This window comes from Pseudomonas sp. xss_4, assembly GCF_043104125.1.
Lineage (GTDB): Bacteria > Pseudomonadota > Gammaproteobacteria > Pseudomonadales > Pseudomonadaceae > Aquipseudomonas > Aquipseudomonas parafulva_B.
Map to the genome: position 1 here is coordinate 21,848 of NZ_JBICKJ010000018.1, position 12,442 is coordinate 34,289.

Here is a 12,442-nt window from a genome sequence, read left to right on the forward strand (position 1 = left end):
TGATGGACAGGAATACACCGGCTTATGGCAATACCCTTGACCCGGTCACTCCAGGTACGCCCCAGGCCGTGACCCCGGCACCGGGCACCGCGCTTGCCGAAGTCCCGGGGCAGTTCGACTACGTCAATACCAAGGTGGTGGCGCTCAAGGCCGACCACTTGGAACGTCATCGCATCGTTGCCTACAACAAGAACTCCAGCATGAACGGGCCCATTGACCTGCTGCGCACCCAGGTGCTCAGGACCATGGAGGAAAATGGCTGGCGCACCCTGGCCATTACGTCCCCCACCCCCGAAGCGGGCAAGACGGTACTGGCTATCAACCTGGCCATGAGCATTGCCCACTACACCACCCGCACGGCCTTGCTGGTGGATTTCGACCTGCGGCGCCCCCGCGTCGGCAGAAGCCTGGGGCTACCCATGGACTGCTCGTTGAACGAGTTTCTCGATGACCAGGCGCCATTGCAGGATTGCCTGGTGAACCCGACATTGCCTCGCTTCGTCGTACTGCCGACGCGGGTGCCGGTCCCCATGTCGACTGAAGTATTGTGCTCACCCAAGGTCACCCACCTGGTCAGCGACCTGCGCAATCGCTATGCCTCGCGTATCTGCATCTTCGACTTGCCACCGCTGCTGAGCTCCGACGATGCGATCACCGTGCTGCCCACGTTCGACTGCGTGCTGTTGGTGGTGGCCAACGGCATGAACACCAAAAAAGAGATCGAGGACTGCCTGCACCATCTGGGCACGGCGAACCTGATTGGCACCGTCCTGAACAAGGCCGACGAAAAACCGCAGCCCTACTACTGAGCGTGTTCAGGAGCGTCACCACGCAGCCCCTGTCAGACGCTCAACGCCACGACATCGCAGGCCACGGGTACTGTCGCTCCCATTGCCAGGCGTGGGCCACGATCACTTCCAGCTCCGCGTGCACAGGCCGCCAACCCAGCACCTGCATGGCCTTGCTGGCATCGGCCACCAGTCGAGGCGGGTCGCCTGCGCGGCGCGGTGCATCTAGCGCGGTGATGGGGCGGCCCGTCACGGTCCTGGCAGCATCAATGACCTCCTGCACCGAGAACCCTTGGCCATTGCCCAGGTTGAACACTGCACGCTCACCGCCTCCTAGCAGGTAGTCCACGGCCAGTGCATGGGCGCAGGCCAGATCAGTCACATGGACGTAATCGCGGATGCACGTGCCGTCGGGGGTGGGGTAGTCCCGGCCGAACACCGTGACTGCCTCGCGCCGGCCCGAGGCGGCCTGGAGGATGAGCGGGATCAGGTGTGTCTCCGGCTCATGGCGCTCGCCGAGCAACCCGGCCGGGTCGGCGCCTGCGGCATTGAAATAGCGCAGGCACACCGACTTGAGCCCATAGGCCCGATCGAAGTCCTCAAGAATCTGTTCCACCATCCACTTGCTCAGCCCATACGGGTTGATCGGCGACTTGGGATGGGCCTCGTCGATGGGCACGTACTGCGGATCCCCGTACACAGCCGCCGTGGAGGAGAAAATCAGGCACTTGATACCTGCGTTGACCATCGCCTGCAGCAGCGACAGGGTAGCGGCGACGTTGTTCTGGTAATACTTGCCCGGTGCGCTGACCGATTCGCCGACCTGGATGAATGAGGCAAAATGAAACACCGCGTCGAACGTGCACATGCCGAACAGCACGTTTAGCGCAGCTTCATCGGCGATATCCAATCGGGCCCACTGAATGCCCGGCCCTGGCGATACCAGGTCCGCTACAACCACTGAATGCCCGGCAGCCAACAGATAGCCGACCATGTGCGAGCCAATGTAGCCCGAGCCCCCTACCACCAGGTACCTCATCCACACCTCCACGAAGCCGCTGTCGACAGACACCGTGAACCGTCCCTGGAACATGCAGGCGGGATGCTCGGCTAACAGGTGACCTGAGCGTAGATGGCCATCTGCCCTATTTCAAGAACAGCCAATTGGACATGTAGGTGCCGTCCAGGATGATGTGATAACGCCCATCTCGGTAGCTGGCGGGCAGGGGTTTGAGCTGCGCCTGGGCATCGCGGGCGAACAGTTTCAACCCAGCAGGCGCCTTGATGCTCAGCTCGGCCTTGAGCGGCTCGACATGAAAGCGCGTGTTTTGCTCAGGCTGGGGCACCGCTCGCGTGCCCAGGGACACCAGCATGCTGCGCGACTGGCCTAGCACGACCCCGTCGAGGCTTTGCACGGCGACACTGGCGTAGGGCGTGCTTGCCTGCACCTGGACATCAGCCAACGTGATCGTGCGCCCGCCCAGCCAGCCCGTCACCGCTTGGGTGAGCGGCGTGTCGATGGTGTAGAGGCCCGACTGCCAGTTGCGCTTGAGCTCGCCGGTATCGCTCACCGACTCAGTCGCGTCTGCCGGCAGCAACGCCTGGGCAGGGTCGTGCAACACGGTAGCTCCGTCAGCGATGGCAGCAGGTTTGAGCCAGGGCAACTCGGGCGTGGCAGGCAAGGCGATCTGCAGCTGGCCCAGACCTACCGCCGTACGCAGCAGCGCCGAAGTACGCGGGGTGATCTCCTGATTGAACAAGGTATCGGGGCTGGGCGCGAATACGTAGTGGGTACTGGCGGGTTGAACGTCCCCGCGCCGATACATCAGCGCCGCAGCCGGCAGGGTGGCAAGCAATGCCGGATCATTGTAGGCATGCCAGTTGTCTGCCGTGCGCCAGCCGGGGTTGAACGCCTGTTGACTGTAGGCGTACTGCAGCATGGCGTCCCATCCCTGGTGGCTGGCGGTGCCGGCGATATACAGCGGCAGAGAGTGCCGGTCAGGCAACGGGAATGGCTCGGCGTTCCATTCGCTGACCGTCAACGGCTTGCCCACGACCTGGGCGGCGGCCAGCCAGTCGATCAAACCATCACTGGTCAGCGGGTTCTTCTCCAGCTGGCCGCTGGCACCGTAGCTGTGGGCATCGATGACATCACCCACCGTGAGGGCGGGCAGGGCACTCAGCCCATTGCCTCCCCAGGTGCTGGTGGTGGCGATCGGCACTCTGACCCCCAAGGCGCGCAGGTGCGCGATCATGTCGGCATTGAAGCGCTGCTCAAGGTCATTGAGAAACAGCTTGGAGGGGCCAGGCTGCCAGGCCCGCCAGGTCAGGTCCGCAGGCAGGTCGTGCTGGCTGGCGAACGCCTTGGCAGCGGCCATGTAACGCTGACTGTGGCGGGGCACGTCCTTGTCCGGGAGCAGGGCGTTGCCGTAGTGCTGGGTGATGTCGTTCTCGTTGGTGAGCAGGATAGCCGCGATGGCGGGGTCATCTTTGTAAGCCAGCCCTGTCAGGGGATTTACATGGCCCAGGTACTGAGTGGCAAAGCGTTTCATCGCCTGCTGGATGCTGGCGTTGACGTAGGCGTAGCCCTTCAGGTCGACCCGCGCTTCGCCCTTGGCCAGTTCGCCAAAGTCATCGATACCGTCCTGGGTGGTCAGGGCGCGTTGCACGTGCAGGTCCAGCCAGATGTAGATGCCCTCGGCCTTCAGCGCCTTGATCCAGAGGTCAAGCTTGCGCATGGACTCGGCGTCCACCTGTTGGGTGTTGCGTACCAGCGTACCGTCACCAAATACATTGGGGCTCACCCAGGGCGAGTCGTGATGGTGCAGCCGTACAAGGTTGAAGCCCAGCGCCGACAGGCGTTTGGCCTGCTGGACAATCTCCTCGTCAGGGCTCTTGAACAGGGCGTAGGCCGACAGGTTGGTGCCCCAGAACCGCACGGGCGTGCTGTCCTCGAACACCAGCTGTTCACCAGACGCCTTGACGAAGCCGTGTTTGCCGGCGGGTTTTTGCTGCGCATTGAGAAACGACAGGTCCACCGGTGATGTGCGCCAGTCCAACTGGTCCAGTGGCCAGGTCTTTGGGTCCACCAGGCCGAAGCGCTCGGTTGGCGTGGGCGCCAGTGCGATGTCCCCCGTAACGTTCAGCGTGGCCTTGAGCTGTTGCTTGCCGGGGGCGATGTCGTCTTTGTAGAAGAAGGCGCGCAGCTCCGAGGGGTTGCCGCGCTCGAAGTAGACCTTGGCCAAGGGTGGGTCGAAACGCATCTCTACACGCCGGCCCTGTTCGGCACCGCCCCAGGACCACCCGCGGTTACCGGCCAGCAGTTGCGGGGCACCCATGGCCCCTGCGGTCTGCGCCGGGTCGAACTGGAACACCATGCCGCCGCCTATCACATCGCGCTGGCGGCTATGGGCATCAAGGTCGAAGTCCCACGCCAGGGTTTGCGGTTGCACCTGGGTGATTGCCGCCTTGAGCTCGAAATCCAGATCCTTGTTCTGCCCCTGCAAGGTGTAGCGTGCCGGGCCATCGACGCTCAGGGCCGTCTGGAAACCCGTCCAGCTCCAATCCTGCCCCCAGAAGTCGAACTTGGCGCTCATCACCGGCCCGCCGCCCTGTGTCACCACCGGCAGGCCGTTCTGCTCATCGATGCTGACCTGCCACGCCTCGGCCTGAACGTTGATGGGCAAGGCCAGGGCGCACAGGGCGGTCAGGCTCAGCAGGGCACGCATGGCAGGCAGGGTCATGAAAGGCTCCTGGGTTGCGCAGAGGGGATGTCGTAAGCGGGCGTAGCGAGCGCGTGCTGCCGGCGGACCATGTGGGTGTAGGCCACAGCCAGTCCGGCGATGGACCAGTACACCACCGGGATGAAGGTGATGCTGCTGACGGTGAAGATGATCACCAGGATGCCGATCAATGTCGCCAGCAACACCCGGCCAAGCTGGCGACGTTCGTCATCCTTGTCGTCGAAGCTGCGCATGGCCTTGTAGAGGCCGCGCAGCACCACGGCAAAAAAGGCCACGAACAATCCAAGCCCGACCAAGCCGACGTGCAGGGCCAAATTGATGTAGGAATTGACGATATCGATGATGCCTTCTCCCTGGATCATCGACTGCATTTCGGGCGTGTTGCGAAAATCGAACGAGCCGAACAACGGATTGCGCTGAATGACGATCCAGGCATTGTCCATGAGCCGCTCGCGGTAGGTGATGTTCTCTTTTTCAAGGTTGCCAATGAACGGCAGCAGGTCCAGCACTTTATCGCCACCGGGTATCACGCCCAGCAGCGGCAGTGCGAGCACCCCCGCCGTAGCCAGCAGGGCCAGGCGCCGCACGGCACCCCTGCCCAGTGCCACGAACACCACCACGATCACCGCAGCGCCGATCCAGGGCCCGCGTGAGAGCGGCGCGAACAGACCGGCAGCCAGCAACAACGCGCCCATCCAGCGGTGCAACGGACGGCGCAGGTAACCTTGCACGAACAGGAACAGACCAATGGCGACGCTCATCACATAACCCAGCACGATGGCCTGGCCCGTGGTAACGCTGGCCCGCAGGGCCCCGCCGCGGCTCAGGTAGCCTGACAGGCTCCAGGGCACACCCATGGCGTCGATCAGGGCGCTGTACAGCAACCAGTGGCGTACGTACTCGGCGACCCCGATCAACGCCAGCAGGAAACCGACCAGCACGAAGGCCAGCATGGCGTCCTTGAAGTCGCTGACCTGGCGCAACCCACGGCTGGCCACGTAGTAGGGCAGGAACACATCGACATACAGGTACAGCGTCTGGCGCAGGGTGTCGGTGGGCGTGGTTTCGCGCAAGTAGAGCACACTCATCAACACCAGGCTCGCTGCCAGCAGGCGATCTGGCCAGGTGCGGCCGAAGCGCAGCGTGTCCGGCTGCCGACGCAGGGTCAGTGCGGCCGGTAGCAGCACGCACAGCGTCAACAGGCGGATGTGGTTGAGGTCGACCAGGTAGTTGACCACGCCGAACCCCGGTACCTGCGCCGCCGCCGGTGGGATCAGGAACAGCAGCAGGTAGAACAGCGCCATGGGGTTATGCTCACGGCGCCCGGCCAGGTACAGGATAAGCCCGCCTGCCGCCAGGTACAGCCAGAAGCTGTGGGAGACGAACGCCAGTACCGTCAGCAAAAACCACAGGTTGCGCCGGCGCTTGAAATCGCGCAGCGGGATCAGGTCGGTGGCAGGACGCCGAGCCAGCACGAATACCACGCTGGCCAGGAACAGGATGACGATCAACGCGCGAAAATGTTCAGGCATCAGCTATTTACACCTTCCTTTCGGTGGGCCACGGCTAGCATCATGGCTAATTGAAACTATAGTGACTTTTAGCCATTCAGTCAGAGATTGAACCCATGCCGTCGATTGAGGTGTCAGCCACCCCGAGCCTGCGCTCGCGGGCCTTGCGGGCGGGTTCATGGAACCTGGTCTCGCAAGTGGCTTCCCAACTGATGCGCCTGGGCGGCAACCTGATCATGGCGCGTATCCTGGTCCCGGAGATGTTCGGGGTCATGGTCATCGCCACCACGGTTTCGGTACTGCTTCACTTGCTCTCCGATGTTGGCCTGCGCCAGAACATCATCCAGAGCCACCGGGGTGACGACCCCGTTTTCCTCAACACGGCCTGGACCGTGCAGATCATTCGCGGCTTCATCCTGTTCGCCTTGACCTTGCTTCTGGCCCTGGGCGCGTGGCTGGCGCAGGTGGCTGAGCTATGGCCTGCGGACGCGACGTATGCAGCACCCGTGTTGCCGGCGGTACTGGCCATCACCGGCCTGTCTGCCGTGATCTGGGGTTTTCAGTCCACCAAGATAGACGTGGCAGTGCGAACCTTCCAACAAAAGCGCGTGGTGCTGGTCGACCTGGCGTCCCAAGTCGCGGGTCTGCTGGTAATGCTTGTGGTGGGCTACCTGACCCATTCCATCTGGGCGCTGGTCAGCGCTGGCCTGGTGTCTGCCCTGGCCTGGACGGTACTGGGCCACACTGCGCTGGAGGGCCCTGGCAACCGCCTGCACTGGGACCGCGCCGCCCTGAACGAGCTGATCGTGTTCGGGCGCTGGATCCTGCTGTCGTCGATGGTCGGGGTGCTGGCCATGTATGGTGACCGTATCTGGTTCGGTGCCAGCATGACGGCAGCGCAGCTGGGGGTGTACTCCATCGCCGTGTTGATCCTCGGTGCGGTACAGATGGCCATCATGAAGGTGGTCGGCGCCGTGGCGCTTCCAGCGTTCAGCGAGGCGGCGCGTGCTGACGATCGCGAACGTCTGGTGGCCCTTTATCACCGTTTCCGGCTGTTGGTGGACCTGCTGGTGCTGTTCATCTGCGGGGGGTTTCTGACCGCCAGCCCGCTGCTGATTGGCTGGATGTACGACGAGCGGTACCGTGAAGCAGGGCCGATGCTCGCAATTCTCTCGCTGTCCTTCCTCACATTGCGCTATACATTGGCCCATCAGGTCTGGATCGCCTTGGGGCTGACCAAGTACCAGGCCATGGACAACATCATCCGCCTGGTGTCGTTGTGGGGGTTGCTGCCGGTACTGCTGTATTTCGGTGGGGTGGACTGGGCGATCTGGGGCGTTGCCCTGCACACGCTGCCGACCCTGGTGTTAATCGTTTACGTGAACAGCAAACTGGGTATGTTCAGCCTCAAGCGCGAGCTTGCAGTGCTGCCGGCCCTTGTGGCCGGGGCGCTGTGCGGGGCTGGGCTAACCGCTTTGTTCGAGTGGATCTGAGCGCTACCTGTCGGAATTTTGTGAGGATGGCCAGGTGATCATGGGCAAGCAGAGCGTGTGTGCGTCACAGGTGGATCGCAGGGAGTTTCTCAAGGGGTGCGCGGTGGTAGGGGCGACAGGCGCCGTGCTGGGTCCGATGACGGCGGTCGCCGGCCAAACGCTGCCACGGCACACCGCTGACACCAGCGAGGCGTTCGTGGTCATCAATGGCTGGGTATTGCCGTCCCAGTATTTCAAGAGCCCGTCGGCATGATCACCGATTTTCAGGAACACAAGACGCTGCGCGACAGCTACGACGTGTGCATCATCGGCGCCGGCCCGGCCGGCATCACGCTTGGGTTGCGCCTGGCGGCGGCTGGCTGGAGCGTGCTGCTGGCAGAGGGGGGTGGCCATGACTATGCACCTCGCTCTCAGGAGCTGTACGCCTGCACCTCCAGTGGGCTGCAACTGTATGCCGAGCAGACCCGGCTGCGTTACCTGGGCGGTACTTCAAACCATTGGGCAGGCCGCTGCCGACCCTTTACCCCGTCCGATTTTTCCATCGCTCCGCCAGGCGACCTGCCAGGCTGGCCCATTGCCTACGCCGAAATCGCGCGCTACCTGCCCGCCGCCATGGACATCGTCGATTTGCCCGCCGGTGCGGACTTTCACGCCATCAACACGGGCCTGGACGGCGACGAGTTCGAACCGGACCGCTTCCTGCTCAGTACCCCAACCCGATTTGCCCAAAAGTACGCCACCGCCCTGGAACAAACCCCAGGGCTGGACGTGTTAATCAATTGCAACTGCGTAGACCTGGAATTCGACCCCGCCTCTGGTCGGCTGGCAGCGGTGCTGCTGTCAGACTACGCCGGCAACCGCCAGCGTCAGGTCGCGCGGCATTTCATCCTCGCCGCAGGCGCCATCGAGAACGCGCGGCAACTGCTCAACAGCACCTCCCTGGCAGCGGCCGGGGTGATCAGCAAGGACGGCTTGGTAGGCCGGTGTTTCATGGAGCACCTGAACATCGACATGGGCACGTTCATCCTCAAGTCGGGGCTTGATCCCGATCCGCGCGAGTACTACACCACCGACGCCTTCATCGAGCATTTCAAGATCGGCAAGGGCAATGTGCGCGCGGCCCTGCTGGCCGATGTGCAAACCTACGGCCGTACCGCCGAGGTCAAGTACTTTTTGGAAACCTTGGCCTGTGACATGGGCGTGGCCAGCAAGGTGGCCTTCGTCGCCAGCTTCAGCTGCCCAGGCGATGGCATCATCAGCACCATGATCGAACAGTTCCCAAGCCTGCACAGCCGGATCTCCTTGCTCGACGAGAAGGATGCGCTGGGCGTGGCCAAGGTCAACGTCAACTGGGTACTCGACGAGCAGGACCGGCACACGATCAAGTGCATCGGCACCGAGCTTGCGACCCAGTGGGCCAAGCAGAACCTGGGGTTCGTCAAACTCAACGACTTCGTCTACGACACCTCGGTACCGCTCAGGCTGTCGCCGCACGCCCACCACATGGGCACCACGCGCATGGCCGCCGACGCCCGTCATGGCGTGGTGGACCGCGACTGCAAGGTGTTCGGCACCGACAACCTGTATGCAGCCGGCAGCAGCATCTTCGCCACCGGCGGTGCCTCCAACCCGACCATGCCACTGTTGCAATTCGCCGTGCGCCTGGCCGAACACCTCGATGCCCGCATGAGCGCCCAGAGGAGCGCCGCGGCGTGATCCACCCGCTTTAGGAAAAGGGGTGCGGCGGTCAGCACACACAAGAATGAGACCGGCGGCGCCCAGGGATAACTCAGGTTGCATCGATTGCGAGGCCAGGCAGCATGATGGGATGGATACGCAGAGCCGTAATGCAGTATGCCCACCGCACGGGACGGGCGCGCGGTTTGTACAAGAAGATGTGCAACCCTGCGGGGCTGGAATGGGGCGCCTACCTGGCCCGCTGGGGCGGTTTTCACTCCGTGGGCACCAACGTCTACATCAACCAGGGTTGCAACGTGACCGATCCATCGCTGGTGCGCATCGGCAACAGCGTGGGCTTGTCCGATTGCACCCTCATCGGCCATGACGGCGTCGTGCTACTGATCGAGCACCGCTTCGGCAAGCACCTGGACTCGGTCGGCTTCATCGACATCAAGGACAACTGTTTCATCGGTCACGGCGCAATCATCATGCCGCGCGTGACCATCGGCCCGGACTCCGTCGTGGCCGCCGGGGCCGTGGTGACCAAGGACGTGCCGCCTGGCACTGTCTACGGGGGTAACCCCGCGGCCTTCATCTGCACCACCGACGCGCTGATCAAACGGGTGGAAGCCCGCTGCGAAGCCTATCCCTGGATCGACATCGTCAAGCAGCGCAAGGGCGCCTTCGACCCACAGGTGGAGCCCATGCTGATGGCCCAGCGGCGCCAGTACTTCTTCGGGGACAGCGACAATGGCTAAGCCGGTGGATGTGATGGTGGTCAATTTCAACACGGCCGGTTTGCTGCAGCCCATGTTCGACGCCCTGCGCAGCGCCGACAGCGAGCATCTGGTGCGCTACTTGGTGGTGGACAACGCCTCGGCCGACGACTCACTTGCACGCCTGACCCAGGTCTGCCCTCAGGCAGTGGTGCTGAGCAACCCGAAGAACGTAGGGTTTGGTCGTGCCAACAACCAGTTGCTGGCGCACCTGCAAGGCCAGTACGCCCTGCTGCTCAACACTGATGCTTTCATGGCCCAGGACGCGCTGCACAAAACGCTGGACTACATGCAGGCGCATCCGGAATGTGGCGTGCTCGGTGTTCGGCTCGAAGGTCGCGATGGCAGCCTGCAACCGAGCTGCCGGTATTTTCCGACGCCGCTCAACGTGTTTCTCGCCCGCACCGGGCTCGAACGCTTTGTCCCCGGCGTACAGCGCGTCGACGACATGAGCTGGGACCATGGCTCGGTGCGCGAATGCGATTGGCTGCCTGGATGTTTCTACTTGGTGCGCCGCGAAGTCCTTGACCAGGTGGGGCTGTTCGACCCCCGTTTCTTTCTGTATTACGAAGAGGTCGACCACTGCAAGCGCGTCAAGGCCGCGGGCTGGAAGGTGGTGTTCTACCCGTACACCACGGTGGTGCATATCGGTGGCGAGAGCTCCAAGTCGGTGGCCCAGCTCGAAGCCGCGAGCCGGCAGATATCCGCTTATCAGATCGAAAGCGAGCTGCTGTACTTTCGCAAGCACCACGGCCGCGCGGGCCTTGCCCTGCATATGGGGCTGGTGAGCCTGGGTGACGTGATACTGGCGCTCAAGGCGATGATCAAGCGGCGCGGGCGTGAGGCCTTGAAGGCCTGCTGGCTGCACAGCCGCACCACGTGGGCATTGCTGTTCAAAACCCGCTACGCCACCCAGCCGACAAGGTAGCGCGCCATGTTCGAGAATATTCGTGCCGATCTGCGGGCCCACGGTGGCGACTGGGGAGCCCAGGGGTTCTGGGTGATGTTGGTCTACCGGTTTGGCCGCTGGCGCTATGGCGTAAAGCCTGCGCCACTGCGCAAGCTCTGTTCGCTGGTCTACAAGGTGTTGTTCAAGCTGGTACAGATCCTGACCGGGGTCGAACTGCCTTGCGAGGCGTTGGTGGGTCGCAATTTCGTCATCGATCACTTCGGCGGCATCATCGTCAGCGGCTACGCCCGGTTCGGTGACGACTGTCGCATTCGCAACGGCGTGGTGGTGGGGCTCAAGCAGGTCGATCGGCCTGTGGCGCCCGTGTTCGGTAACAATGTGGACATTGGTACCGGCGCCAAGATTCTGGGCGATATACGCATTGGCAACAATGTGGTGATTGGCGCTAATGCCGTCGTGCTGGTCGATGTGCCGGACAACAGCATTGCCGTGGGCGTGCCGGCGGTGGTCAAGCCCAGGCGCAGCCCTGCGACGCAGGTGATGCCGTGAGCGCACACCTGGAGAGCATTGGCGTCGTGGTGATTGGCCGCAACGAAGGCCAGCGCCTGGCGCGCTGCCTGCGCGCGCTGGTGACCCGTGTCGATACGGTGGTGTACGTGGATTCCGGCTCCACCGATGGCTCGGTTCAGCTCGCGCATCAGTTGGGTGTACACGTCCTGGCCCTGGACTTGTGTATCCCATTCACTGCCGCCCGCGCGCGCAACGAAGGCTTCGCCAGGCTGCACCAGTTGCAGCCCGGTCTGGACATGGTGCAGTTCGTTGATGGCGACTGCGAGATCGACGCCCAGTGGCTGCCCACTGCCCACGCCTTCTTGCAACAGCACGCAGAGGTTGCGGTGGTTTGCGGGCGGCGGCGTGAGCGCTTTGCCCAGCACAGCGTCTACAACCAGTTGTGCGACCTGGAGTGGGACACCCCGGTTGGCCAAGCCGAGGCTTGTGGCGGTGACGCATTGATGCGTGCCCAGGTATTCGCCAGCGTAGGCGGCTTCCGGGCAGGGCTGATTGCCGGCGAGGAGCCGGAGCTGTGTGTACGTTTGCGAGCCGCGGGCTGGAAAATATGGCGCCTGGACGCCGAAATGACCCTGCACGATGCAGCCATGACGCGCTTCGGCCAATGGTGGCGACGCAGCATGCGCGCCGGCTACGCCTATGCCGAAGGCGCCTGGTTGCATGGTGCTGCACCCGAGCGGCACTGGGTGCGTGAGTCCCGCCGTGCCTGGGTCTGGGGGCTGGGGATCCCGCTGCTGACACTGGCGGCATGCCTGCTGTTCGGGGTAGGGGGGCTGGCGCTCTTGCTGCTGTACCCACTGCAAGTCCTGCGGTTGGCCAGGCGCGGCGGCCTGGCGCCCCGGCAACGCAGGTTGCAGGCCATGTTTCTGGTACTGGGCAAGTTCCCAGAGGCAGTGGGGCAACTGAAATTCTGGCGCCAGCGGCTGTTGCCCGGCAAATCAGCGCTGATCGAGTACAAGTGAGATGACCCC

The 12,442-nt window shown here is 63.3% G+C and carries 11 protein-coding genes; 8 read left to right on the forward strand and 3 right to left on the reverse strand.

Annotated features, from left to right (window positions below; all coding sequences use genetic code 11):
• Positions 1–2: 2 nt before the first annotated feature.
• Positions 3–809, forward strand: coding sequence for a CpsD/CapB family tyrosine-protein kinase (locus ACF8GB_RS03275; protein ID WP_392526536.1), 807 nt, complete (start codon positions 3–5; stop codon positions 807–809).
• Positions 810–849: 40 nt separating this feature from the next.
• Here the strand turns inward: ACF8GB_RS03275 and galE are convergent, their stop codons facing one another.
• From galE to ACF8GB_RS03290, 3 genes are all read right to left on the reverse strand, one after another.
• Complete coding sequence (gene galE / locus ACF8GB_RS03280) at positions 850–1,827, reverse strand: UDP-glucose 4-epimerase GalE (protein WP_196127128.1); 978 nt, start codon at positions 1,825–1,827, stop codon at positions 850–852.
• Positions 1,828–1,933: 106 nt separating this feature from the next.
• Positions 1,934–4,531 (reverse strand): cellulase family glycosylhydrolase, encoded by a 2,598-nt coding sequence (locus tag ACF8GB_RS03285; RefSeq protein WP_392526537.1) that lies wholly within the window; start codon positions 4,529–4,531, stop codon positions 1,934–1,936.
• Complete coding sequence (locus ACF8GB_RS03290) at positions 4,528–6,063, reverse strand: O-antigen ligase (RefSeq protein ID WP_058639220.1); 1,536 nt, start codon at positions 6,061–6,063, stop codon at positions 4,528–4,530. Before ACF8GB_RS03290 ends, ACF8GB_RS03285 begins: the two co-directional genes overlap by 4 nt.
• 95 nt (positions 6,064–6,158) lie before the next feature.
• Between ACF8GB_RS03290 and ACF8GB_RS03295 the strand changes: the two genes are divergently transcribed.
• From ACF8GB_RS03295 to ACF8GB_RS03325, 7 genes are all read left to right on the forward strand, one after another.
• Positions 6,159–7,535, forward strand: a complete 1,377-nt coding sequence (locus tag ACF8GB_RS03295) for an oligosaccharide flippase family protein (RefSeq protein ID WP_058639221.1) — start codon at positions 6,159–6,161, stop codon at positions 7,533–7,535.
• A gap of 40 nt (positions 7,536–7,575) precedes the next feature.
• Positions 7,576–7,788: a twin-arginine translocation signal domain-containing protein gene (locus tag ACF8GB_RS03300; RefSeq protein WP_058639294.1), complete on the forward strand. Its 213-nt coding sequence runs from the start codon at positions 7,576–7,578 to the stop codon at positions 7,786–7,788.
• On the forward strand, positions 7,785–9,251 hold the full coding sequence (locus tag ACF8GB_RS03305) for an FAD-dependent oxidoreductase (protein ID WP_392526538.1): 1,467 nt from the start codon (positions 7,785–7,787) through the stop codon (positions 9,249–9,251). Before ACF8GB_RS03300 ends, ACF8GB_RS03305 begins: the two co-directional genes overlap by 4 nt.
• A gap of 104 nt (positions 9,252–9,355) precedes the next feature.
• Positions 9,356–9,973, forward strand: coding sequence for an acyltransferase (locus ACF8GB_RS03310; RefSeq protein WP_196186530.1), 618 nt, complete (start codon positions 9,356–9,358; stop codon positions 9,971–9,973).
• Positions 9,966–10,919 carry a glycosyltransferase family 2 protein gene (locus tag ACF8GB_RS03315; RefSeq protein ID WP_392526539.1) on the forward strand — a complete coding sequence of 318 codons (954 nt, stop codon included), beginning with the start codon at positions 9,966–9,968 and terminating at the stop codon, positions 10,917–10,919. Before ACF8GB_RS03310 ends, ACF8GB_RS03315 begins: the two co-directional genes overlap by 8 nt.
• Positions 10,920–10,925: 6 nt before the next feature.
• The gene (locus ACF8GB_RS03320; protein ID WP_058639225.1) at positions 10,926–11,450 is read left to right on the forward strand and encodes a serine O-acetyltransferase; all 525 of its coding nucleotides are present in this window, start codon (positions 10,926–10,928) and stop codon (positions 11,448–11,450) included.
• Positions 11,447–12,433, forward strand: a complete 987-nt coding sequence (locus tag ACF8GB_RS03325) for a glycosyltransferase family 2 protein (protein ID WP_392526540.1) — start codon at positions 11,447–11,449, stop codon at positions 12,431–12,433. The genes ACF8GB_RS03320 and ACF8GB_RS03325 overlap by 4 nt, the downstream gene beginning before the upstream one ends.
• Positions 12,434–12,442: the final 9 nt, after the last annotated feature.